Below are 23,728 nucleotides of genomic sequence, written 5' to 3'. Positions count from 1 at the left end.
TTCCGACGAGCCTGCGGCCCCGGCGTCAAGACGCAGCGGTTCACGACCAAGGACCCCTGCGGGTGATGAAGTCGCGGCACTGCCCGCGCTACAGCGCGAGCACGACCTCGCCCGACACCGCGTCCGTCACGCCGCGTCCGTTGCCCTGGTCCTCGAGCACGGACCTGAAGCTGTCGAGGGTCTTGATCATCGCCGAGCGGGCCGCGACCAGCGCGTCCTGGCTGGACCACGTGCCGATGAGGCAGAAGGTCTGATCGCCGGTCCTGATGATGACGCCGTGCTCCAGTCCCGGCCATTTGGCCTTGCCGTCTCGGTGCGCATCGAGAAAGGCGCCCTCCTGGCCCGGCTTCACCTTGAACTTGACGACGTTGTAAACCTGCATGATGCGCCTCCGGAAAATGATTGGATGAAAATGCGAGCGCCGTACCAGATCGGGTTCGGACCGATATCTTTGCACCCCCGCAACAAAAAGTCGAAAACAACCCGACGCACGGGCTTCACACCTCGTGGAACCAACGAGGGTGTCGCGCGTTGCCGCGCTGCTCTTGAAGGTGACGCGGCTGAAGCCGGGTCGCATTTCTGGGCCAATCAAGACGGGAAAGCCGGGCGAGCCAAACCAGATGCGTCGTATCCGACTCGTGATCGCAGATCGCCGTCCGATCGTCTTGCAGGGTTTTGCCACGCTATTTGCGACCGAGCGTGACTTCGAGATCGTTGCATCCTGCATCAATGGAGCCGATTGCCTCGAAGCCGTCCGGACATTGGCGCCGGACGTCGCGCTCGTCGAGGACCGATTTCCCGACCTGACGGCCTCGGCCATGCTGACCGCCGTCAACACCGAACGCCTTCCCACACGGCTGGTCTTCTACACCGCATCGATCGCGCGCGGCGATCTCGCTGCGGCCGTCGCAGCGGGTGCCTGCACCGCCATACCGATGCGCGAGGAGCCCGAAAACCTGTTGCAGTCGCTGCGGCTGGTGGCGCCGAACGCGCACCCGGCGGCCCGCAAGACAGGCAATGGCGCGTCTGGCGAAAATGGCCTGGCAGCGCTGACGGACCAGGAGCGCAGGATCATGCGTCTGGTCGCCAGCGGCATGTCGAACAAGGAGATTGCGCGCGAGCTCAAGGTCGCCCCAGGCACCATTCAGGCGCGGATCGATCACATATCCGCGCGGCTCGACATCAAGGGCCGGACGGAGCTCGCAAGCTTCGCCCTGACGCGCCTTTACGGCGGGGTCGGCGCGCTTGCAGCTCTGATTTGGGCGGCGCTCGAGGACGTTCGATCCGCCGGCGCGACCGAAGTCGATACTGTGGATGCCGACACTGTCACGGTCATGACCGCAGATGGCACCGGCGCGATCGTGACCATCAAGATCACCTCCGCAAAAACGACTCCTGCTCCGGGCAAGATGGCCAGAGCCGTCCGTATCGAGAACTCCCCGACGGACATGCCGACGCGGGCCGCCAAGCTCATCGAATCCCGAGCCGATATTGCTGGCAGCACGATCACAGTGCCGCCACTCAACCCTGCAAGGCCGGGCTTGAGCAGCGCCGGCACGTTCATGATGACGGCAGTCGGAGTCTCGCTCCTGAGCAGTCACGCCCAGGCGTTCACTGCTTGGGAAAGACCGAGCGATGTCTTTGCGTGGGCTGACGCGAACGCCCCCCGGGAGTTGGTCGCCCTCGATAGTCCCGGCAGGCCCGATCTCGACGGCTTCGACAAGCTGCCCTGGCTCGATCCCGACACACACCATGAATCATTCGCGTTGGAAGCTGCCCGAGGCGACGCCATGGCCAGAGCCGACGAGGTTCAGATCATCGATGCGGCCGCGCGCGAGGACGGCTTCGGCGACAACGGCAACCCTCATATCGGATCCGGCGCCATCGACGCTCTGAGTGATCATGGCGGCTTGGAACAGGCGGCCGCAACGGGCGCGAGGAATGCCGAACGCGCCACGACACAGGCAGCGGCGATCGACGCACGCGATCATGGACAAGCGCAGCGCGATTTGCACGCTTCGGAAGACGGCGCAGCAGCCGGCAAGCCGGAGACCGAGCACGGGCCACCCGACCACGCATCAAGCCAGGGAAAATCGCACGCTTCGGAGAAGGATGAAGCAGCCGGCAACAAGCATGCCGAGCTCGGCCCGCCGGAGGGCGATTCCGCTCGTGGACAATCGCAGCGTGATTTGCATGGTTCGGAAAACGGCGCAGCGGCCGGAAAGCATCAGGACAAGCAGGGCTCGACCGGGCACGACTCCCATCATGGGCAATCGCATCACGCTTCGGAATCCGGTTCCGCAGCTGCCAAGCAGCTTGCCGACGATGACGGACCCGCAAGCCATGCCAATTCCGGCCAATCGCAGCGTGACTTGCACCAGGCGCATCCAAACGCTTCTCAAAATCCGCATGCAGAGCCGGGCCAAAAGGCTGACGGCCACAACCCGGCGAACCACGGCGCCGGTGCAGCACAAGCGGCTGCCGCGCCCGGGGCCGGAGATTCCTTTCATTTCAGGAACGATATGCCATCGGCCAAGGGTTCGGATCATCGCGAGAGTGGCTATGGCACCGACACGGCAGAACACGGCCCGCACCGCGCCGGACATCCCGAACTGTCGCTGATCCCAGATGCAGACCTGATTGGCCATTCGCACGCGGAGCAAAGTGCCGTTGATCACGCGAGGGGCGTTGAGCATCATCCAGTGCATGATTGGTTTGTGTAGCTGACCAAGCAGAAGCTGCCAAAGCAAGAGGACGAATGACGCCGCTTCGCTCGACGATCTCCCGCGCGGCCGCCGCGGGCTCAGCCGGCGTTAACCATGGTCGACGGTTCCGGTCCCAGCAAAATCGCTTCGAAGTTTCTTAAATCTTGCTGGGTACTCCTCCTGGGCGTGGCGACCTGGGAGAAGACATGAGCAAGCGGGCCAAACGCCGGAAGGTCGAGACGATCGCACTGCCGATGGCAGCGAGAGTCGGAATTGGCGCCGTGGCCATCGCAGCATTGGGGTATGGCCTGCTGGCTCGCCCGGGAAACGTGCAACCGGTGCGGAAGCCGTCCGCGCCCCAGGCCATGGCATCGTCAACGCCGGTCTACGTGGCACCGCAGGTTCACGCAGCAGCGCCCGCGCCGCCCCCGGTTCCTACTCCGGCGCCGCTGGTCGAACCGCCCAAAGCCGACGCCGAAATTCCCGGAGCCTTGGTCCGGCAGGTGGTCGACTATGCCAGCCGCCAGACGCCGGGCACCGTGATCATCGATACCAACAACACGTTCCTCTATCTCGTCCTGAGCGACACGCAGGCGATGCGCTACGGCATCGGTGTGGGCCGCGAAGGTTTTGCGTGGTCCGGTGAGCAGACCGTGGCGCGCAAGGCAGAATGGCCGGATTGGCGCCCGCCTGCGGAGATGGTCTCGCGTCAGCCTTATCTGCCGCGGTTCATGGCGGGCGGTCCCGGCAATCCGCTCGGCGCCCGGGCGATGTATCTCGGCGACACCGAATATCGCATTCACGGCACCAACAAGCCCGAGACGATCGGCAAGCGGGTGTCGTCCGGCTGCATCCGCCTGACCAACGAGGACGTCGTCGACCTCTATGAGCGGGTGAAAGTCGGCGCGAAGGTGATCGTGCTTCCGACGAATGCGGCCCGTCGACCGTCCCAGGGTACGCCGCCCGATGCCGCATCCCGATCTCCGGACCCGGCCTCGCCGTCGAACCGGCCGTCGGCAACGAGCGCACAGGTGCCATCACCCGGACCGAAGATCGCCGAGGTGCAGTAGTTCGGTCCTTCCTCCTGGCTCTGCCCCGAGGACAAAGAGCAATTCAAGTCGTCACTTCACGTCGATAGCCACGGCCGAACAGACCATCTTGCGCGACCAAAGCCGGTCTGCGTTGGCAAGATGCGGCACCGAATTAACCCTATCGACAAATGATTGCCGTTGGGCGGCGGCCGCCGGCAAAGTTGCCTCATTGACGCGCAGAATTTTCAGCGGCGCTAACCTGGGTCAGAGGCGCGTTATGCTGAGAATGGCGTTGTTGGGCCTCCTCATCCTGTTGAGTGTGGGAATGCTGTCGGCCATGGAGCTGAGCGCTCCACCGCGTCGCATCGCCGCCACGGTCCAGCCGCCTGCCGAGCAGAACGCAAGCATCCCCGCTTCGCACGATGCGCTGGCGAAGGCCGATCGCCTCGAGGTTGCCGCTGAGAGCCGCGCGATGCCGACACAGACCGCTTCGATGGATAACCCGGTTGCTCCGCAGGACGTGCATGTCCGTTCATTCGCGCCGACGCCGATCGTCCGTCCGCGAAGCAAACCGAAACGGATCGCGACCGCTGAACCTCCCAAGCCGAAGCCAAAGGCATTTGTCGTCAAACGAGCCGCCACTGTTCAGCGCGAAAAGGCGGCCAACGAGACCGAGCAGTGTCGCCTCAAGGCGTTCGGCGGCCTGCTCAAGGCTTTGAACTTGACCGGCTGCGAAATCTGAGGCCGCCTCCAGGAACGTCTCGCAAACTCTTCCGATCAGCCATATGTTGCCCGCATGAAGAAGATCGGATTTCTCTCCTTCGGGCACTGGACGCCCTCGCCGCAATCCCGGACGCGCTCGGCGGCGGATACGCTGCTGCAATCGATCGAGCTGGCGGTCGCGGCCGAACAGCTCGGGGCCGACGGCGCCTATTTCCGCGTGCATCATTTCGCGCGGCAGCTGGCCTCGCCGTTTCCGCTGCTCGCGGCCGTCGGCGCCAAGACCAGCCGAATCGAGATCGGCACGGCCGTGATCGACATGCGCTACGAGAACCCGCTCTACACGGTGGAGGACGCCGGCAGCGCCGATCTCATCGCCGGCGGACGGCTGCAGCTCGGCATCAGCCGCGGCTCGCCAGAGCAGGTGATCGACGGCTGGCGTTATTTCGGCTATCGTCCGGCCGAGGGCCAGAGCGATGCCGACATGGGGCGGCGCCATGCGGAGGTCTTCCTCGATCTCCTGCGCGGCGAAGGTTTTGCCGAGCCCAACCCGCAGCCGATGTTTCCCAATCCTCCCGGGCTGTTGCGCCTGGAGCCGCATGCGCCGGGCCTGCGCGAGCGGATCTGGTGGGGCGCCGGCTCGAACGCCACCGCGGTGTGGGCGGCGCAGCTCGGCATGAACCTGCAGAGCTCGACGCTGAAGAACGACGAGACCGGCGAGGCCTTTCACGTGCAGCAGGCGGCACAAATTCGCGCCTATCGCGCGGCGTGGAAGGAAGCCGGCCACAGCCGCGAGCCCCGCGTCTCCGTCAGCCGCAGCATCTTCGCGCTGATGGACGAGCGCGACCGCGCCTATTTCGGCGGCGAGCGCGGCAGCGAAGACCAGATCGGCTTCATCGACCCGCGCACGCGCGCGATCTTCGGGCGGAGTTATGCGGCCGAGCCCGACGTGCTGATCGAACAGCTGCGCCAGGACGAGGCGATCACCGAAGCCGATACGCTGCTGCTGACGATCCCGAACCAGCTCGGCGTGGATTATTGCGCGCATGCGATCGAGGCGATCCTGATGCATGTCGCGCCGGCGCTGGGGTGGCGGTGACCTGAAAGGCGTGACACGACCGCAAGTCGTGATTGACTTCATGCACCACCGACGCCAATGATCCCCCGGGGCATTGTTGGACTGATCGGGGGTTGAATGGGCTTGCGTCCAGGAATTTTCGTTGCAGCATTCTTGCTAGCGGGGTGTGCGTCAGGGCCGATGGGCAGCTCGGCGCTGACAGAGAACGTCAAGGCCAACACTGCGCGGCTTGTCATCTATCGCTCGTCCGCCCTTGGTTTTGCGATCCAGCCAAATTATGCGGTCGATGGAAACGTCGTTGGAGGCAGCCAGGCTGCAGGGTTCGTCGCCTGCGAGCTGCCTCCGGGCCGCCACGAGGTTGCGGTCAACAATCTTCCACTGAGTACCAACCTGTTCGGGCAGGGAAGCGAGAAAGTGAGCCTCGATCTGCGCGCCGGCAGCACCACCTACCTCTCCGCCCAGCCACAGGTGGGAATCATCACGCCCGGTGCGATCACGTTGGTTCAGGTCACGGAAAGCCAGGGTCGTGCCGACGTCGCCAGCTTGCATCAGAGCAACAGCTCATGTGGCAAGGCGTGATCTGAGGCTCTCCGCGGCCGAAACGCGGATGAAACGCCTTATTCTGCAAATCGTCTTGCGCCTTGGTCGCTATGCGGTGCTTCCCGTCGTCGCGCTGGCATGCACGATTCTCGCCATCTGGCTGATGATCATGGACCGCTACACGATTGCGGCGCTGGCCACGGCACCGATTGTGTTCACAAGCTCCATGGCCACCATAGCACTCGCAATTGGGCTCCTGTTCCTGCCTTCGCGCAAGCATGGCGGTTTCGAAGCCGACGAACAGACCGCCCCGGGGCTTTGGGCCGCATGGAGGGAGCTCGATCGCAGTTTTGTCAGATCGAACCGCACTCTGCTGGTCGACACCGATTTCAACGCTTCGATCTCGGAAGAAAGCCGGTATGCGGGCGTGTTCGGGCAGCATGTCACGATGACCATTGGTCTGCCATTGTTGATGATCCTGGACCAGCGATCGGTTCGTGCCGTTATCGCTCATGAAGTGGCGCACGCCCGGCTTCGGCACACTTCGGGAGGCACCAACCTCGCCGATTTCATGGCGGCCGCGGAGAACGTTTTCTTCTACGCCGATCCGGAGCACACGATTACCGGATACATTGCTCGCATCCTACTCCATTCCCTGCTCGAAAGGCTGGAGAAGGAATACAAGGCATTGTCACGGGAGAACGAGCTTGCCGCCGATCTGGAAGCGGCCGAGCAGGTTGGACGCGAGGAGATGGCACGCGCGCTGGTGATGATGGAGGTTTGTGGAGCACGTCTGGCCGATCTCGTCTTCGCTCCCCTGCAGAAGGAGGTGCTCGGCGCAATCAAGGCGCCATCGCCGCCATTCGCGCGAATCTTAGATCAGATTCCAGCTATAAGAGCGCCCGGATTCATGACCGCCGCCGTCGCCAGTCTGAGCCGCCAGCACGATCCCGATTCGACACATCCGCCTTTTGGCCAACGGTTGGCCAGCCTCGGATACATCGACGTACCTGACGTTGGCGAGATACAAATGTCCGCGGTTGACCAACTTCTCTCACCGGACGCTGCCAACCAACTCACCTTACGATTCGATGAGGAATGGCGGAAGAAGGTCCAGGAGTGGGTCAGCGTCGGCAGATGAACGTGCGGGCTCTGGCCGAGCGAACAATTGCTCGACGATCTTCGTGTGTCCGTGCTAGCTCTTGGGACCGGCGGCAGGATCACGCGAGCTGGACAGTGTTATGCTATCCTGTCTCCTCCACAGCGAGCTTGCCGCCATTCGCCGGGTCGCGCGATGAATCAGCGTCTGTCACTCGTCAGTCTCGTGGTCGCCGACTATGATGAAGCGATCGCCTTCTTCACGCGCGCTCTGGATTTCGAGCTTTGCGAGGACACGCCGCTCGGCGGCGGCAAGCGCTGGGTGGTGGTGCGGCCGCGGGGCAATCCTGGTTCTGGCCTGCTCCTGGCGCGAGCAGACGGGCCGGCGCAGACGGCGCGCATCGGCGACCAGACCGGCGGGCGCGTTTTCCTCTTCCTGGAAACGGATGATTTCGAGCGCGATCATGCGCGCATGGTTGCCGCCGGCGTGCGTTTCGTCCGGCCGCCGCGGCACGAGGCCTATGGCGTCGTCGCGGTTTTCGAGGATCTGTGCGGCAACCGTTGGGACCTCATCCAGCCCTCCAGCCGCAGTTGACGCCCGACGACGCCGCTTCCGCGACGCTCACCCCGTCTTCGTCCCCGTGATGACGGCCAGCGCCTCGACGAGGCGGTCGAGATCGGCCTCGTCGGTGAAGAGCGCCGGAGTCACGCGGATGCACTGGCCTTTGGCGATGCCGGCGCGGCGCACCGTCATGATCCGGTAGCTGTCCCGAAGCTTCGCAACGATGGCCTCGTTGTCGGTCTTGCCGGTCTTGCCGGCGAGGCGGAACGACGTGATCGCGCCATATGAGCCGGCCTCATCCGGCGTCAGGATCTCGATGTCCTTGAAGCCGCGGACGCGGCTCACCCAATAATCGCGCAAGTGGCGCAGGCGCGCTTGCTTCGCCGCCGCGCCGATCTCTTGATGCAGCGCCAGCGCCGTGGGCACCGTCAGCATCGTGGCGAAATTGACCGTGCCGGTATGCACCCGCGAGCGGATATCGCTTTCCGGAAAATCCTCGTCGCACATGTTGCGGTCGATGGCGGCGAGGCGATCCTTCCTGATGTAGAGGAAGCCGACGCCGAGCGGCGCGCCGATCCATTTGTGCAGATTGAAGCCGACGAAATCGGCCTCGAGCTCGCTCACCCGGAAATCGAGCTGCCCCCAGGAATGGGCGGCATCGACGATCGTGTCGATGCCTTTGGCCTTGGCCATGCGGGCGATCTCGGCGACCGGCATGACGAAGCCGGTGCGGTGGCTGACATGGGTCAGGAGCAAAAGCCTCGTCTTCGGGTTCGCCTCGATGGCGCGGGCATAGGCGTCGAGCACAGCCTGGCGGGTGGCGGGCTCCGGCACGTCGAACTTGACCACTTCGACGCCACGGCGCGCCTTCAGCGCGTTCATCGCATATTGCATCGAATCATAATCGAGATCGGCATAGAGCACGCTGTCGCCCGGCTTCAGCCTGTTGTAGCCGCCGATGAGGAGCTGGAGCGCTTCGGTGGCGCCGCGGGTGAGCGCGATCTCAGCTGGAAGCGCGCCGACCGCCTCCGCCACCTTGGTGCGCACCGCCTCGAAATCCGCACCCGCACGCAGCCGCGCGTAATAGGTGTTCTGATAATTGACCATGTCGGACTGGCGGATGAACTCGCGCCGCACGGGCTCGGCCATGATGCCCCAATAGCCGTTCTCGAAATTGACGATGTCCGGCGTCACGGCATAGAGCCCTTTCACGGCCGCCCAATAGGACTTGTCGGTGGCGATGGCAGCCACTGAGCCGGTCGGCTGCGGCGGAAGTCCCTCGGCGGCAAAGGCCGGCCCCGCAAGCGGCGCCACGGCTGCTGCCGCGAGGCCCTTGAGCATCGCGCGGCGGTCCGCTGAAAACGTCCTGATCAGTTGCATGTCAGCTCTCCCCAGAGCGTTCGAGCGAAGCGGCGTCGGGATCGCATCGCGAAAACGCCAAACGACGATCCAGAGCTCCGTTCCGACGTCACCGGACGAAGCAGGCTCTGGCGCGCGGGACAAGAGCAACGGACGATGCAGCGGAGATGACCGGAGCGTGACAATGCGATGATCGGAAGCCGATGGCGACGGCGCGGCCGGAGCACCGGCCTCGACGCGCGCGAGCGGATGTGGGGTCCGGTTTCTTCCTTTGTCCGGAAACCGGAACCTTCACATTCATTGCAGGTAGCCGATGAGATAGATGCCGCCGCCCAGGACGATGAGCGCGGGCACCGCCCAAAGAATCAACACAGGCATTTTCCTCTCCTCCAGTTGAGTGCTCCCCGTGAGAGAACGGGAAAAAACGGCAAACGTTCCGGGTTTTGCCGGAACGGCGCAGCTGATGGCGAGTTCATTGCAGCGCCGCATGCAGCGGCGAGGGAGAACGCAATGAAGAAGCTCATGTTGATTTCGGCCGCCGCTCTGCTCGTGTCGACGGGCGCGATGGCACAAACCACCGTCACCACCACGACCGGAGCCGGGCACGGCGCGGCCGTGCAGATCGAACCGGAGTACCGCACCAAGATCCGGTCCTACGTCACCGAGCGCAAGATCCGTCCGGTCGAAACGCGCGAAAAGATCGTCGTCGGTTCGCCCGTGCCGAGCGACGTCGAGCTCGCAGCCGTGCCGAGTGACTGGGGTCCCTCGCTCACCAAGTACCGCTACGTCTACTCGGGCAACCGCGTGATGTTGGTCGATCCCGGCAGCCGCATGGTCGTCCAGGAGATTGACTAAACCGCCGCACGGCGGGTCGTCGAGGCGGCCCGCCCGTGCATTCTTTCGACAGCTCGTTTGCGGTAGCGCCTGATGCCGATCGTTCGATATTTCGTGTTTGCAAGCAGTTTCGTCGTGGCGCTGCTCTTGTTGCTGGATCGCTCTCTGCCGCAGCCCGCGGAGCGTGCTGCCGGCCCGGAGGCCGCTCGGGCCACCATTCGCATCCACTCCGCACGGGCGCTGCCTGAAAAAATCATCTTCGACACATCCACTCGGATCGCTGCCACCGTCTCCACTCCCCTGCTCGCCGCCGACGCGCCTGATCGCGGTACGAGCGGCGCATTGACGATGCTTGAAACGCGAACGCCGGACGTCGCGGCATCTCGGCGCGAGACGGCGCGCGCAGCCGGTCTGCATTCGAATCGGAATGGCCGCGCGGCTTCCTCTCGCCTCTCCACGCGTCAGGTGACGGCCGGAGCATTCTGAGAGCCGGCGATCGTAGCGAACGCGACTCCATGGCCGCAGCACCAGATGAACGCTGAATGAATAAAAGCTGTGCGCTTCGCGTCGCGGAACTGTCTCAGGCTGAATCGAAGCGTCAACGTGTCCGACACAAGGAACGTTTCCGCGATTGCCAATTTATCCCGGGCCTGATTGGCGATTTGATTTTTGGAAACCTGGAGGAAATGCACATGAGGATCCTGAAGCTCTCTGCGGCTGCGGCCGCGCTGCTGGCCGGCACGGCGCTCGCCGTTGCGCAATCGAGCTCGACGGTCGGCACCGGCGGTTCATCGGCCGGCGGCGGCACCAGCTCTTCGACGGTGGGCACCGGTGGCTCTTCGGCTGGCGGCAGCGGGTCAGGCTCTGCTTCGACACTCGGCACCGGCGGCTCTTCGGCCGGCGGCGGCACCAGCTCTTCGACCGTCGGCACCGGCGGATCGGCGGCCGGCAGTGGCTCGGGCAGCGGCTCGGCCTCGACGCTCGGCACCGGTGGTTCATCGGCGGGCGATGGCAAGAGCTCATCCAGCGTCGGCACTGGCGGCTCGGCTGCGGGCGGCTCGACCGTTGGCCAGTCCGGTTCGTCGAAATCGCCCGGCATGGGCGACGGCAAGTCCGGTAGCCACGCCAGCGACATGGGCCTCGAAAAGGGCAAGGGCCATAACAAGGACGAGTGGAAGAAGGACAAGAACTAGTGCCTTGACCAGGAGCGGCAGCGATGCCGCTCCTTCGTCTTTGTTGGAGGAGAACTCGCATGAACAGATCAATCATTGCGATCGCAGCGTTGGCACTGACGTTTAGCGCAGCTCAGGCGGCTACCATGGAAAAGACCGGCAAGACGGCGTCGGGCGAGACGTGCAAGGTGACGGTGGTGAAGCATGCGGACGGCAGCATCACGGCCGCGGGCGCATCGGGTTCAGGCACGACGGGCTCGACCGCATCGAGCGGCTCGCTGTCGAGCTCGAGCTCTGCCGGCGGATCGTCGGTCAATGTGCAAGCGGGCGGCGGCCACGTCTCGAGCTCCTCGTCGACGGCGGGTGGGCCCGGCTCCACCAGCGCCAGCACCATCACCGTCAACGGCTGCACAATCTCGACCTCGTCGCCTTAGGGTACAGAAAGGATTGAATCATGAGAACGCTCGTTACGACCTCGGCGGTCGCGCTTCTGCTTGCCGCCACTTCACCATTGCTGGCGCAGACCAGCATCACCGGCGGCAGCGGCGGCTCGGCTGCAGCAGGCGGCACCTCCGCCTCCACCGTCGGCACCGGCGGAACGTCCACCTCGGCGACGGGCCGCACGGGCTCTTCGATCGCGGCCGGCGGAAGCGCCGCTACCGTCGACGGCAAGACCAAGACCGGCGTCAGCATGAACAAGGGCAACGGTCCGGTACTGAACTCCAACGCCCGCGCGCAAGCCCATGATGGCGGCACGTTCAGCCGCTCGCACACCCGCACCAAGGTCAAGGCCGGCGAGCAGGTCGGCTCGACCACCAAGACGATGTCGCATGTGCCGGGCTCGAAGCCGACAATGTCGAGGACGACGACGACGGCCCGCTAGCATCGCGCGGCTCTATTCCTCACCACCTGCTGCCCGGCTTGGCCCGGGCAGCTTTTCCGTTTGCGACTTTCCGTCTTGCGAGCCGGCTCAGCCACCACGCAGGCTGTGGCTGATCCGGGTGACGACGGCATCCCATCGCCGCTTCTGGGCGGCCGGGTAGTTGATCAGAACGCAGTGCACGTAGCCGCGCCCGAAATTGCAGCGGTTGTACCAGATCTTGTCGCGCTTGATGCTCGAGACCACGAAGAAGTTCGAGCTGATCCGTTTGTAGATGATCCCCGTCGGCGGATTCTTGCTGGCGAGGAATTCGGCCGGCGACAGACCTTGCCGGTTCTCGACGGCCTGAACGGTGAAGTCGGCATTGCCGTCGGAGCTGCGGAAATGCTGCCCATATCCGTCAGGCTTGCCGGCCGGTTCGGTGAAGATCGCGGCGGGAATGTCGACCGACGTTCCGGATTCCGGGATGCGGTAAGTCCTCCAGCCGCTTGCCGAGGCGATCGAGGATGTCGCACAGAGCGCGATGATTGCGGCAAGCAATGTCTTCATGTCCGCCTCGTCATTTGCGCGGCGCCAGTTGCAGCTCCATCAAGGCCATCCTTTGCAGGTTGGAGACGTCCCGCTCGCCAGCGCCGGCGGTGCGCAGGATGGATTCGGCGAGCGCGTTGACATGCGAGGAATGCACAGGATCCGGCAGGGTCGCAACCGCAGCTTCCAGCGCGGTCGTCATGATCTCGATCACCTCGGGAGAAAATTCGGCGTTGGAAAAATTCTTCATCGCGTGCGTCGGCCGCTTGTGCGGGTCGTGTTCAACGCCGGGAAAAACCGGAAGTTCCTGGATGGGCACGGTCCCGAGTACTGGGACCGTCGGCAGGTCGGCAGCTCACGCAGCCGGCTGGTAGCCGGTGAGCCGAGCGGGCTCGGCATGCTCGTTTGCAACGCTCTGCACCCTCGCATGGCTGCCGATGACGAGACCGGCGAGCGAGAGCATCAGGCCCAGCGCGAGCGGCGCGAACAGGGCCTCTTCCTGAAATAATCCGTTGAGCAGAACGACCAGGATTCCGAAGCTGGCGAGGCCCTGCGTCAGATATCCCGACGACGCGTACAGGCGCCAGGCCTTGAGCGCCATCGCGAAATAGAAGGCCAGCGGCACGAAGGCCGCAATGCCCATCTGGTACAAGAGGACGCCGATCGCGCTTTCGACCGCGCCGTCGATCGTGCCGGCCGCCTGCGCGGCGCTCCAATCGATCGAAAAATAGCTATCCGACAAATTGCCGCCGATGCCGAGGCCCCGGCCGTAAGGTCTCTGCACGAATCCGTCGAGGCCGCCCATCAGGCCGATGACGTGATAGTCGCCGATCTGCAGGCCGATGCGGATCGCCAGGATCGCAAAGGCGATCATGCCGGCGAACCCCAGCAACAATGTCGCTACGGCACCGATGAGGCGGGTCCCGATCCAGCCCGCAGCCACGAAGATGACGGTGATGAGCGCTCCCTTCACGCTGCAGAAGACCAGCAGCGGCAGGGCTGCCAGGGCGAGCAGCGGGCGTCCGACCGAGAACAGGAACAGGGCGAGAAAGCCGATCCCGTAGGCGAAGCTGATCGGGTGCATGTTCGGGCCGTGAATGCGCAGCATCTTCGACAGGCCGAAGCCTTCGAGCAAGGGCGTGTTCAGGAAATCGAAGCTGAAACGATCCTTGAGTGTGACGGGCACGTTGCCGGTCTGCCGCATCTGGGTTTCCCAGACGCCGGAATGGGTCGCCTTGAGCTCGTCGAAGCCCCAGAACGTATGGCCGTTGGTGACGGCCAGCCAGACATCGCGCAAGACGAGCTCGACATAGCCGCACAGCATGAGGATGACCGCTAGCGCGACCAGGAACGGCGTGATGCGCACCTCAAAGGTTGCCGCGGTCAGGAGCGACAGCTGAAACAGAAACAGCGGCAGAACGATGTTGCGCAAATAGACCGCCGCCGGCTGTCCGTCCTGGACGAAGCCGATCGCGAAATAGAGCGAGACGACGGCGAGGGTGACGACGCCCCAGCGCATGATCTGATTGATTTCCCTCGACTGACTCCTCTGGCCCAGCACGTAGAGCGCAAACGTCGCCAGCCACATCACGGAGCAAATCAGGAAATTGTAGCCCTTGATGAAATCGAGATCGGAGGGGAGCGGGACCAGCGGCGACAGGATGGAGACGAACAGGTTCTGGAAGAACAGGACGAAGATCGCGACCGCCGGGGCCCAGGTCGGGACCGCAACGACGATGGCGATACCGATCAGGACCTCGATGATGATGGCCAGCGCGGGATTGGCGAGATGCAGAACCGGCGCAGAGCTGATCGTCGCGATGGCGATGCAGAAGGTCGCGGCCAGCTCGCGCCAGGCCGGAGGCGACGGCGCGGCCTGCACGCTCTGGCCTTGCGGTGAGTACCCGGCGCTCATCAATCGTCCTTTGCCATCGCGCCGGACACGATAGCCGCGCGAGGGGTAAGGATCCGTTAACGATCACGGCGCGTGGCGCGAGCCCCTTCAGGCCGGACGGGCGCGCCGAGCAGCGCTTCCATCACGTCGGGATCGGGCTTGCCGGTCGCGGCATCGACAAGGCCAAAGCCTTGCGCCAATTCCCAATGCGCCCAGCCCCAGCAATGCGCGCGGGCATATGCTGTGACCTCCGCCAGCCAGCGCAACCGGCTCTGCCTGGGCGCGCCGGCTTTCAACACGCCGAACTCATTGACGACGATCGGCCGCGAAAATTGCTGCTGCCATGCGAGCGCGGGCGCGAGCCAGCGATCGGCCCCCGGCTTGTCCCTGGCGGCGGCAATCGCGGTATCGAGCATGGCGAGCGCCTTGACGGCGGCCCTGTCCTGCAAATCCTGCCGAAGCGCCTGAACCTTGGGATCGCCGGCATTGATCGGATAAGGCAGATCCATGATGTCGTGCAGCGGATCGCGCGCGTCCCAGTGACCCTGATGGGTGAACACCATCGGATCGTAGAAATGGATGGCATAGACGACGTCAGGGTCCGCCAGCGGACGAAACCGCGGCAGCGAGTCCGCGCGCTGCCAGTTGACCGGGCCGACGATGAGCGTGGTGGCGGGCAGCAACCGGCGAACGAAGGCGGCGAGCGCCTCGACCTCCTTTTGCCATCGGTCCGCTTCGATATCGGGTTCGTTGAGCAACTCGGCGAAGACTAGATCGGCTGGATATGACCGAATGACCCCAGCAAGCGCGCGCCAGGCCTCCTGCATCTCGCCCATCGCTGCATCCGGATCATCCTTGTGCAGGCGATTGAAGCGCTCGCCCGGATGAAGGTCGACGGAGCTGGAATAGCCGAGCGAGGTCAGCTGCTTCAACGCGCCGTCTAGCACGCGCAGCGTCGCCTCGCGCTCGTCCTTTGCGGCAAAGCGCGGCATCACGCGTTCCGCCGGCACCGGCAGGCGGACATGGCTCATGCCCGCCTTGCGCAGCTGCTGCAGCAGCGCGCGGCTCGGTGGCGCACCGTTGATCCAACCGTCGGCGTTGAAGCCGCGCGAGAGGGCGGCCAGCCGCCCGGGCGAAACCGTCGACGGCAGTGGCACGCAATCCTCGGCGAATACCGGACGGCCGAACGAGATCGACAACAGCATCGCCGCAGCCAGCAGACGGCAGCGCAAGGCTGTCATCGTCACACCGCAAGGCCCAAAGCGCCACCGTCGGGCTGAGCCACCATTGAATCAGCGGGCACGTGATTGACGACGAGGCCGGTCGGCACCGCCGCGTATCTTGCCAGCGCCGCGGTCACCCTGCGCATCGCGGACGAGTCGAGCTCGCCGGCGCGCGCCACCAGGACGATCAGGTCGGCATGCGCGGCCAGCGCAATGGCGTCGGGCTGCAAGGCGAGATTGCCTGCGTGGACGACAATCAGGTCGAACTCCGAGCGGATATCGTCCTCGGGCCGCGCATCGGGCTTGCGGCCGGCACTCAGCAACTCGTCGATCGACTGAAGTCCCGCCGTGGTCGAGCCGTCCTGCCATTCGGTCACCGGCGGCTGGGAGCCTGCAAATTCCGGCTGGAGCCGGATCAGCACGCTCATCATGCCGCGGTTGACGGCGGCGCGATTGAGGGAGCGCGCCACCGTGTTGCCGCCGGCGCTCTTACCGACCGACAAGACCAGCGCGACCTTGCAGCCGCGCACCGGCACGCGGTCGATGCGTTCGAGCAGCGGCCGTAAGTGGGGGCCGAGATCGAGCTCGGCCGACGCGCCGACCGGTCTTTGCCAGACCGTGTTGATCCCGCCTCCGTTGATCCCGGCGCCTGGCGCCAGCTCGGGGATGCGAGCCCAGACAGGAAGGCGGGGCATCGCCTCGGCTGGGCGCGCGGCGGCGGCAGGAGGGGAAACTTGCCGGTTGGGCGTCTCCGCTTCACGTGAGACAGGCGCCTCAACGGATTCGGGCTTGTCGGCGGACAGGCTCGTCGTCACCGCAACGGCGGCGGTCGACGTCAGCAGCGAGCCGATCGCCAGCGCCGCGAGCAGCAAGGCGAGCGGCGGACGCGTCGAGCGCAACGGCGGAATGGCAACGGATGCGATCTTGGTCTGGGACGCCTGCAGCTGACGCTGCTCATTGGTGGTCTTGAACCGCGACAGGAACTGCTCGTAGATGTTGCGGTTGGCATCGGCGTCGCGCTGCAGCTCCTGCAGCTTCACCAGCGCCTGGCCGTCGCGCAGCATCTTGGTCTCGACCGCCTTGAGCTGCTTTTCCAGCGCGTTCTGCTGCTCCAGCTGAGCCTCATATTCGGACTTGGCCGTATCGATGTTCTTCTTCCGCTCGATCTCGATCTGCCGGTTGATATCCGCCAGCTGGCTGTAGGAGATCGCAAGGTCGGGATGGCGGTCGCCATAAACCGCCTTCTTCTGCGCGATCTGGTCGTTCAGCGCCGAGCGCTGCGCGCGCAGCATGCTGAGGAGATCCTGCTTCACCGGCCCTTCGACATTGGCCTTGACGTCGCGCTGCACCTGCTCGTAGCGCGCCTTGGCCTCCTCGGTGCGGGCGCGGGCGGCGGAGACCTGCTGGGTCAGGTCGGTCACCCGCAATTGCTGCGTGGTGGATTCCTTGCCGGCATTGACGATGTTGTGCTCGAGCCGGAAGGCGGCGACGGCGTCTTCCGACGCGCGCAGGCGCTCGCTCAGCGTCTTCAGCCGGTCCTGGAGCCAGCCGGCCGCCTCGTCCGTCGCCTCGGTGCGGACGCGGCCCTGGCTGACAACGAAGGCCTCGGCGATGGCATTGGCGTAGTAGGCGGCGCGATCCGGCCGGTTGGAGGTGAAGGAAATCGCGATGACGTAGGTCAGCCCGCGCCGGGTGATCTCGAGGCGGTTGCGGAATCTTTCGAGCAGGCGCGTCATGTCGGTGTAGCCGCCCGCGATGTCCTCGTCGTCCGCGATCTTGAGCTGCTCGATCAGGGGGCGGAGGAAGCCGTCGGATTTGGCGATCTCGATCTGGCTTTGCAGCGCCGCGGCATCCTGGCCGATGCCGGGCAGCACGTCCTGCTCCGAGGTCACGCGCAGCTCGCGCGGATCGAGCACGACCAGGGCCGTCGCGGCATAGCGGACCGGAAGCACCATCAGGGCGACGACGCCGAGGGCGAACAGCGCCAGCGCCAGCGTCAGAATGCGCCGGCCGTTCTCGCGCAGAAAGGACAGCGTCCCGGAGACGGTCAGCGATCCCTTGGTCATGCCCGGCGAGGCGCCGTCAGGCTTCGCCTTCGCAGCGCGCGGCGCTTCCCACGAAGCCGCTTGCTCCGTCGGGGCGATGCTTCGCGGAGATGCGCGGCTACCGAACGCCATGGGTTGGACTCGAAATCAACTGACAGTCATAGCTCTGAGGCTTGCTACACCGTAAATATCCATGGTTAACCGGCGGTTACGGCTGGGCCGGGCTGGGATGGTCTTGGGCGGTGAACGATTCGTTAACGCGACGCTGCCAGCCATTCAGGCGCGGCGCACATCGGCGGCGCCTGCCTGCGCTCGCCTCGATGTGCGACCGCTCACAAGGCGATGACATATCCATCCCGCCTCGGATCGGCGGCACCCGTCATCACGCCGGTTTCCGGATCGAGCGCGATGGCCTGCATGCCGCCGCAGAGCATGGTCCACCCGGTGTCCAGGATCTCGATCTCGTGACCGCGGCGTTTCAGTTCGACGATCGTTTCCGGCGCGATGCGGTTCTCTGCCTGAATGAAGCGGCCGTCCCACAGCCGTGAACGCGGCGCCTCGATCGCCTGCTGCAGCGGAAGGCCGAACTCGATGTGCTGCACATAAGCCTGGGCCTGGGTTTGCGGGATGCCGTAGCTGCCGGGCGTCCCCAGCGCCAGCACCGGACGGCCGCCGCGCGTCGCAATCGACGGTGCCATCGTCACCGGCAACGCGTCGCCCGGCTTGGCGAGGTTCGGGCTTCCCGGCTGCACGTCGGCCCAATGCAGATGATTGTTGAGGCAAACGCCGGTCCCCGGCACCACGACGCCGCTGCCGAACGGGCTGCCGAGACTTTGCGTCATGCAGACCAGATTGCCTTCGGCGTCGGCGATCGAGAACGAGGTGGTGTGGCCGGGATCGGCACGATCCTGCGGCATCCATTGCTCCGTCGGGCCCGCGATCGGCCGGCCGTCGCTCACACGCTGGCGAAGCCGCGCGATCGTCGCCTCGGACATTGCTGCAGCGGCTTGATCCGGTCCCAGATTGCCATGGGCGATGCGCTCGCCGGCGGCGAGACGGATCGCGCGATAGACCGTGTCGAGATGATCGGCGCCGTCCTTCGGCAGACGCCCGAGGTCAAAGCCTTCAAGGATCTTGAGGGTCAGGGCGAACTGGAAGCCGCCGCATTGCTGCGCCGGGACGTGAAGCTCGAGCCCCCGATAGGACACGGTCAGGGGATCGAACCAATGCGGCTTGACGGCGATGACATCGTCCAACGTCAGGCTGCCGCCGAGCGTGGCGAGATAGTCCACGATCCGCCGGCCGAGCTTGCCGCCATACAGATGCTCGGGCCCCCATTCGGAGATCTCGGCAAGAGTCTGCGCAAGATCAGGCTGCGCGACGATGCTGCCGAGCTTCACCGGCATTCCATCCGGGAGATAGTTCCTGACCAGTGCGGCGTGCAGCTCCGGCCAGGGTTCGAGCAGCGGCACCTGCTCGTTGATCTCATCAACACCGAAGTCCGAGAGCGCAAAGCCGCCCTGCGCCAGCGTGATCGCCGGCGCAAAGACGTCTGGAAGCGATTTGCGTCCATAGCGCGAGAGCAGCTCGCACCAGCCCGCGAGATTGCCGGGCGTCGAGGCTGCCTGCGGACCGCGCTCGAACTCGAATCTGCTGGTGTATCTGCCGACCGGGAAGCTTGCGGGCATCGGCGGCGCGAAGTCGAGCACGCGAATGCGCTGCTCGATCGCCACCCAGATCGTGGCCAGTCCAAACCCGGCAAGCCCCGACATGAACGGCTCGACCACGTTGAGGGCGGCCGCCGTGGCGACGGCCGCATCGAACGCATTGCCGCCCTGCATCAGGATTCGTGCACCGGCCTGTGCCGCGAGCGGATGCGCGGCGGCGACCATGCCGTGCCGCGAGAACAGCGTCGGACGCCCATATGTCCTGGCGAGTTGCATCCGGAAAAGGCCTTCCGCCGATCAGTGCGTCGTCACAACAGCCTGGATCGCCTCCGACATGATCTCGAGACCGCGATCGATTTCGGCCTCGGACACCGTGAGCGGCGGCGCGATGCGGAATACGCCGCCCATGCTGGGCAACTTGACGATGTTCATGCTGAGACCGCGACGCATGGTCTCCTCCATGATCCGCGCGCCGAGTTCAAACCCCGGCGTCTTGGACTGCCGGTCGACGACGATTTCAAGACCAAGCAGAAGCCCGCGGCCCCTGACGTCACCGACGCATTCGAACTTTTGCTGCAGCGACAGCAATCCATCCCGGAGCCTGTTGCCCCTGGCGGTTGCCTGCGCCACCAACCCGTCGCGCGCGACAACGTCGAGCACCGTGACGCCGATCGCGGCGGGCAAGGGATCGGAGACATGCGTGGTGTAGAACAGGAAGCCGCGCTCGAACGCGGTCTGCTCGATGGCCTTTGTCGTCATGACCGCGGCGAGCGGCAGACCGGCGCCGAGCGTCTTCGACAGCGTGAGAATATCAGGCACCACGCCGTCACGCTCGAAGGCAAACATGTGCCCGGTGCGGCCGATTCCGGTCTGAGCTTCGTCGAGGATCAGCAGCATGCCGCGCTGCTCGCATTTTTGCTTCAAGGCCGCGAGATAGCCGAGCGGCAGTTCCAGAATGCCGCCGCTGGAGAGGATCGGCTCGGCGATGAAGGCCGCCAGACTACCGGTCGACTGGCTGTCGATCAGTGCGAACGCATCGTCGAGCTCGGTCTGCCAGTCGTTGCTGCCGTCGACGTTCCTGAAGCGCGGCCGATAGGCGTTCGGCGCGGGAATGACGAACGATCCGACCGCGGCCGGCCCATAACCGCGCCGGCCCGCGCTGTAGGTCGCCGACGCCGCCGCGCCGGTCATGCCGTGCCAGCTTTGCGCGAAGGCGACGATTTCGTGCCGGCCGGTGACGAGCTTGGCCATCCGGATCGCCGCTTCATTGGCTTCCGCGCCTGTCGTCAGCAGCTGCACGCGGTCGAGACCGGGCGCAAGCGCAGCGAGACGCTCGGCCAACGTCACCACCGGACGCGAGAGCATGCCGCTGAAGAGATGAGCGACCGCTCCCATTTGCCGCGCGACGGTGGCAACGATGTCGGGATGCGTGTGCCCCAGCACGGCGCTCATCTGACCCGAGGTGAAGTCGAGGATGGCGCGCCCGTCGGCGTCGTAGACGAAACTGCCGGCCGCACGCTCAATGATGACGGGTTCGAAACTCGGCCCATAGCGGGTCAGATGCGTGTTGGCGGACGCCCAGAAATCGGGATCGGCATTCAAGGTCATGACAGCCACCTCTCGCTTAGGACGTCTGACCTCTAGTCAAGAATCTGGCTTCAGGCTAATTGATATAATTCAATCTGGATATCAATCTTCCTGATGTCGACGCTGGATCTCACCCTCCTGAGGAATTTCGTCGTCGTGGCCCGCACCGGCTCAATCAGCCTGGCGGCCTTGCAGATTGGCCGGACACAGTCCGCGCTCAGCATGCAGATGCAACGGCTGGAACAGACGATCACGCAGCCGCTGTTTCACCGCAGCGGATCCGGCATGAGGCTGACCGCGGCCGGCGAGAAACTGCTCGCCCACGCCGAGACGCTGCTGGCGCAGCACGACGAGATTCTCGCCGACATGAGCGGCGAGGGTCTCAAGGGGACGCTGAGCCTCGGCTGCCCGGAGGACTATTCGATCGCTTTCCTGCCGGCGCTGCTGAAGGGGTTCTGCGCGCTGCATCCCAATGTCGAGCTGCGCATGGTCTGCGCACCGACCTCCGAGCTGCGCCCGATGCTAGCGCGGCGCCAGATCGAGATGGCGCTGGTCTCGCTGTCCGATGCCGGAGCGCGCGAGGTGATCCGAGAGGAGCGCTTCGTCTGGGTCGCGAACGAGGCCGAACCGAAAATACTGACGCAGGATGTGCTGCCGCTGGCGCTGGCGGCGCCGATGAGCCTGGACTACCGCGCCGCCTGCGCCGCGATGGACGCGGTCAATCGGCGCTACAGGGTCGCCTACGCGAGCAACAGCCTCGCCGGCCTGATCGCGATCGCGCGGTCCGGTCATGCGATCAGCGTCCTGACACGAACCGCCGTTCCGTTCGATCTTCATGTCGTCTCGGCCGGACTGCCCCTGCTTCCAACCATCGGCATCGCGCTCGAATTCTCGGAGGCGAGGCCCTCGCTGCTGGCGACGACGCTGGCCGAGCACGTCCGCACCGTGTTGCCCGGACTGAAGACCAAGGCGGAGATCGATTAGTGACCTATTGCACTCGATGTTCGCGCGTGCGCGGCGAGCATAGCGCTCAGCTGATGTTCAGGAGGATCCGTCCCGATGTGCCGCTGCGCATCAGATCCAGGGCGTCGTTGATGTCGTCGAGCGCGAACTCGTGGGTGACGATGCCGCGGTAGCTCACCTTGCCGGCGTCGCTGAGTCGCACCAGGCGCGGGATATCGCGCGCGGGCTGGCATTGCCCGCCTTCCGAGCCCTTCAGCACCTTCTCGAAGTGCAACGGCAGGGTATAGATCTCGGCCTTCTCGCGGGGCACGCCGACGAGGATGCAGCGGCCTTTCTTGGCGGTGATCTCGTAGGCGAGCTCGATCAGGTTCTTGACGCCGGTGGTCTCGACGACCTTGTCGGGTCCGTCGGACCCCGTGATGCACCGGACCTCGGCGGCCACATCCTTCACCGTCTCGGAATTGATGATGTGGGTGGCGCCGAAATCCTTCGCCATGGCCAGCTTGTTGTCGAGGCGATCGATCGCAATGACCGGCCAGGCGCCGACCATCGCGGCGAATTGCACGATGTTCAATCCGACGCCGCCGACACCGAATACGACGACGGCTTCGCCGATGGCGATCTGCGCATCGTTGTTGACGACGCCGAGCGCGGTCGTCACCGCGCAGCCGAGCAGCGGCGCACTGGTGCGGTCGATCGTATCAGGAACGGGCGTGACGCGATTTTCCGACACCACGGCATATTCGTTGAAGGTGGTGACCCAGCCCGCATTGAGGCGCTTGCCGCGCCAGGAATAGACCGGCGTGTTGGACTGGATGCCCTTGCCCGGCCGCCAATGCATGACGACGGTGTCGCCCTGCTTGCAGGAGACGACGCCGGGTCCGGTTTCGACGATGGTCGCCAGCGCCTCGTGCCCCAACAGGTGCGGCAGGAACTTGTCGACGCCCTTGACGGCGTCGATCTCGTTGATCTGCGCGCCGCAAATGCTCGACGTGTGCACATGGGCGAGCACCTGACCGTGCTCGAGCCTGTCGGGCAGATTGAACTCGTCGACGATCAGCGGCTTGCCGGATTCGACGAGGATCGCGGCCTTTGCAGTCTTGATGTCCATGGGTCGCGCGCCCGGTCACTCGAAATAGATGAATTCGTAATCGCCGGTGTAGCCGAGCTTGCCGTAGAGCCAGATCCATTCCGAGGTGTGCAGGATGGATTCTGCCGTTAGCGCCCAGCATTCGAGGTTGTGCAGCTCGGTGACGTTCCGGTAGCCCTCGACCATGACGTATTTGTTCTTGCCGACCCGCTCGATCTCCTTGAGCGCGGCCTCGAGCTCGTAGAGCCTGAGATTGTGCAGGGTGCCGAGCGAGATGACGAGGTCGAAGCTGTCGTCGCCATAGGGATAGACGTCCTGGGCGCGATAGTTGAACAGATACGGCTTCACCTGCTCGTGCGCATTGGCAAGACCATGCTTGGAGATGTCGAAGCCGGTGACCTTCAGGCCCGGCAGGATCTTCTGCATCTCGTACAACAGAAAACCCTTGCCGCAGCCGACGTCGAGCACGCTCGACCCGTCCTTCAGGCCATAGGTCTCGATCAGCGCCTTGGCGACCGGGGCCCAGCGCCCCTCGATGAAGCGGTAGCCGCCATAACCGAAACGGCGATCGCCGTCCCAGTAATCGGCCTCGTACTCCCGCGCCTTCAGCGAGCAGCCGATCTTGTCGTCGTTCATGCGGCCCATGTAGTCGCGCTTGGTCGCAGTGTGCAGCGGCGTTACGATATTCAGCAGTCGTCCCATTGAGCCCTCGGATTTCATCACGCGCGGAGATTGTCTTGACCGGCCTGGGG

The 23,728-nt window shown here is 64.8% G+C and carries 24 protein-coding genes; 12 read left to right on the top strand and 12 right to left on the bottom strand.

Annotation, left to right across the window (positions count from 1 at the left end; all coding sequences use genetic code 11):
- Positions 1–88: 88 nt before the first annotated feature.
- Positions 89–382: an antibiotic biosynthesis monooxygenase gene (locus I6F24_RS15505; protein ID WP_225150875.1), complete on the bottom strand. Its 294-nt coding sequence runs from the start codon at positions 380–382 to the stop codon at positions 89–91.
- A 139-nt stretch (positions 383–521) separates the two neighbouring features.
- Here I6F24_RS15505 and I6F24_RS15500 point away from each other — a divergent pair, with 139 nt between their 5' ends.
- From I6F24_RS15500 to I6F24_RS15470, 7 genes are all read left to right on the top strand, one after another.
- Positions 522–2,723, top strand: a complete 2,202-nt coding sequence (locus I6F24_RS15500) for a LuxR C-terminal-related transcriptional regulator (RefSeq protein WP_225150873.1) — start codon at positions 522–524, stop codon at positions 2,721–2,723.
- Positions 2,724–2,911: 188 nt separating this feature from the next.
- Positions 2,912–3,775 (top strand): L,D-transpeptidase, encoded by an 864-nt coding sequence (locus I6F24_RS15495; RefSeq protein ID WP_225140578.1) that lies wholly within the window; start codon positions 2,912–2,914, stop codon positions 3,773–3,775.
- Positions 3,776–4,061: 286 nt separating this feature from the next.
- Positions 4,062–4,478: a hypothetical protein gene (locus I6F24_RS15490; RefSeq protein ID WP_225140580.1), complete on the top strand. Its 417-nt coding sequence runs from the start codon at positions 4,062–4,064 to the stop codon at positions 4,476–4,478.
- Positions 4,479–4,532: 54 nt separating this feature from the next.
- Positions 4,533–5,555, top strand: a complete 1,023-nt coding sequence (locus tag I6F24_RS15485; RefSeq protein WP_225140581.1) for an LLM class flavin-dependent oxidoreductase — start codon at positions 4,533–4,535, stop codon at positions 5,553–5,555.
- Positions 5,556–5,714: 159 nt separating this feature from the next.
- On the top strand, positions 5,715–6,113 hold the full coding sequence (locus I6F24_RS15480; RefSeq protein ID WP_225114314.1) for a DUF2846 domain-containing protein: 399 nt from the start codon (positions 5,715–5,717) through the stop codon (positions 6,111–6,113).
- Positions 6,114–6,141: 28 nt separating this feature from the next.
- Positions 6,142–7,215 carry a M48 family metallopeptidase gene (locus I6F24_RS15475; protein WP_050995992.1) on the top strand — a complete coding sequence of 358 codons (1,074 nt, stop codon included), beginning with the start codon at positions 6,142–6,144 and terminating at the stop codon, positions 7,213–7,215.
- 153 nt (positions 7,216–7,368) lie between these two features.
- Positions 7,369–7,767, top strand: a complete 399-nt coding sequence (locus I6F24_RS15470) for a VOC family protein (RefSeq protein WP_225126981.1) — start codon at positions 7,369–7,371, stop codon at positions 7,765–7,767.
- A 27-nt stretch (positions 7,768–7,794) separates the two neighbouring features.
- Here I6F24_RS15470 and I6F24_RS15465 read toward each other — a convergent pair whose 3' ends face one another.
- Positions 7,795–9,114, bottom strand: a complete 1,320-nt coding sequence (locus I6F24_RS15465) for an aminotransferase class V-fold PLP-dependent enzyme (RefSeq protein ID WP_225150871.1) — start codon at positions 9,112–9,114, stop codon at positions 7,795–7,797.
- Between the two features lie 489 nt (positions 9,115–9,603).
- On the opposite strand from I6F24_RS15465, the gene I6F24_RS15460 reads away from it, so the two are divergent.
- From I6F24_RS15460 to I6F24_RS15450, 3 genes are all read left to right on the top strand, one after another.
- Positions 9,604–9,948 carry a DUF1236 domain-containing protein gene (locus I6F24_RS15460; protein ID WP_036026829.1) on the top strand — a complete coding sequence of 115 codons (345 nt, stop codon included), beginning with the start codon at positions 9,604–9,606 and terminating at the stop codon, positions 9,946–9,948.
- A 72-nt stretch (positions 9,949–10,020) separates the two neighbouring features.
- Positions 10,021–10,413 (top strand): hypothetical protein, encoded by a 393-nt coding sequence (locus I6F24_RS15455; protein ID WP_036026827.1) that lies wholly within the window; start codon positions 10,021–10,023, stop codon positions 10,411–10,413.
- Positions 10,414–10,619: 206 nt separating this feature from the next.
- On the top strand, positions 10,620–11,120 hold the full coding sequence (locus I6F24_RS15450) for a hypothetical protein (RefSeq protein WP_057027814.1): 501 nt from the start codon (positions 10,620–10,622) through the stop codon (positions 11,118–11,120).
- Positions 11,121–11,232: 112 nt separating this feature from the next.
- Here the strand turns inward: I6F24_RS15450 and I6F24_RS15445 are convergent, their stop codons facing one another.
- Positions 11,233–11,511, bottom strand: a complete 279-nt coding sequence (locus tag I6F24_RS15445; RefSeq protein ID WP_192893365.1) for a hypothetical protein — start codon at positions 11,509–11,511, stop codon at positions 11,233–11,235.
- A 42-nt stretch (positions 11,512–11,553) separates the two neighbouring features.
- Here I6F24_RS15445 and I6F24_RS15440 point away from each other — a divergent pair, with 42 nt between their 5' ends.
- Complete coding sequence (locus I6F24_RS15440) at positions 11,554–11,982, top strand: hypothetical protein (RefSeq protein ID WP_036026530.1); 429 nt, start codon at positions 11,554–11,556, stop codon at positions 11,980–11,982.
- 87 nt (positions 11,983–12,069) lie between these two features.
- On the opposite strand, the gene I6F24_RS15435 is transcribed toward I6F24_RS15440, so the two are convergent.
- From I6F24_RS15435 to I6F24_RS15405, 7 genes are all read right to left on the bottom strand, one after another.
- Positions 12,070–12,528 carry a hypothetical protein gene (locus I6F24_RS15435; protein ID WP_036026529.1) on the bottom strand — a complete coding sequence of 153 codons (459 nt, stop codon included), beginning with the start codon at positions 12,526–12,528 and terminating at the stop codon, positions 12,070–12,072.
- Positions 12,529–12,538: 10 nt separating this feature from the next.
- Positions 12,539–12,757 (bottom strand): hypothetical protein, encoded by a 219-nt coding sequence (locus tag I6F24_RS15430; protein WP_036026528.1) that lies wholly within the window; start codon positions 12,755–12,757, stop codon positions 12,539–12,541.
- A gap of 105 nt (positions 12,758–12,862) precedes the next feature.
- Positions 12,863–14,422, bottom strand: a complete 1,560-nt coding sequence (locus I6F24_RS15425) for a hypothetical protein (RefSeq protein WP_225140589.1) — start codon at positions 14,420–14,422, stop codon at positions 12,863–12,865.
- A 56-nt stretch (positions 14,423–14,478) separates the two neighbouring features.
- Positions 14,479–15,642 carry a cellulase family glycosylhydrolase gene (locus I6F24_RS15420; RefSeq protein ID WP_225150870.1) on the bottom strand — a complete coding sequence of 388 codons (1,164 nt, stop codon included), beginning with the start codon at positions 15,640–15,642 and terminating at the stop codon, positions 14,479–14,481.
- Between the two features lie 2 nt (positions 15,643–15,644).
- A complete protein-coding gene (locus tag I6F24_RS15415) occupies positions 15,645–17,801 on the bottom strand; it encodes a GumC family protein (protein ID WP_225150868.1) in 2,157 nt (718 codons plus the stop codon).
- Positions 17,802–18,001: 200 nt separating this feature from the next.
- Positions 18,002–19,612, bottom strand: a complete 1,611-nt coding sequence (locus I6F24_RS15410; protein ID WP_225150866.1) for a gamma-glutamyltransferase — start codon at positions 19,610–19,612, stop codon at positions 18,002–18,004.
- 21 nt (positions 19,613–19,633) lie between these two features.
- On the bottom strand, positions 19,634–20,944 hold the full coding sequence (locus I6F24_RS15405) for an aspartate aminotransferase family protein (protein ID WP_225144977.1): 1,311 nt from the start codon (positions 20,942–20,944) through the stop codon (positions 19,634–19,636).
- A gap of 93 nt (positions 20,945–21,037) precedes the next feature.
- On the opposite strand from I6F24_RS15405, the gene I6F24_RS15400 reads away from it, so the two are divergent.
- Entirely contained in the window at positions 21,038–21,907 is an 870-nt protein-coding gene (locus I6F24_RS15400; RefSeq protein ID WP_225150864.1) for a LysR family transcriptional regulator, read from the top strand.
- Between the two features lie 46 nt (positions 21,908–21,953).
- Here the strand turns inward: I6F24_RS15400 and I6F24_RS15395 are convergent, their stop codons facing one another.
- Positions 21,954–22,997 carry a zinc-binding dehydrogenase gene (locus I6F24_RS15395; protein WP_036014035.1) on the bottom strand — a complete coding sequence of 348 codons (1,044 nt, stop codon included), beginning with the start codon at positions 22,995–22,997 and terminating at the stop codon, positions 21,954–21,956.
- Between the two features lie 15 nt (positions 22,998–23,012).
- Positions 23,013–23,678, bottom strand: a complete 666-nt coding sequence (locus tag I6F24_RS15390) for a class I SAM-dependent methyltransferase (protein ID WP_036014038.1) — start codon at positions 23,676–23,678, stop codon at positions 23,013–23,015.
- Between the last annotated feature and the right edge of the window lie 50 nt (positions 23,679–23,728).

Origin of the sequence: Bradyrhizobium sp. BRP23, from assembly GCF_020194135.1 — a bacterium.
Taxonomy (GTDB): domain Bacteria; phylum Pseudomonadota; class Alphaproteobacteria; order Rhizobiales; family Xanthobacteraceae; genus Bradyrhizobium; species Bradyrhizobium yuanmingense.
This window is presented reverse-complemented; position numbering and strand designations above follow the sequence as displayed.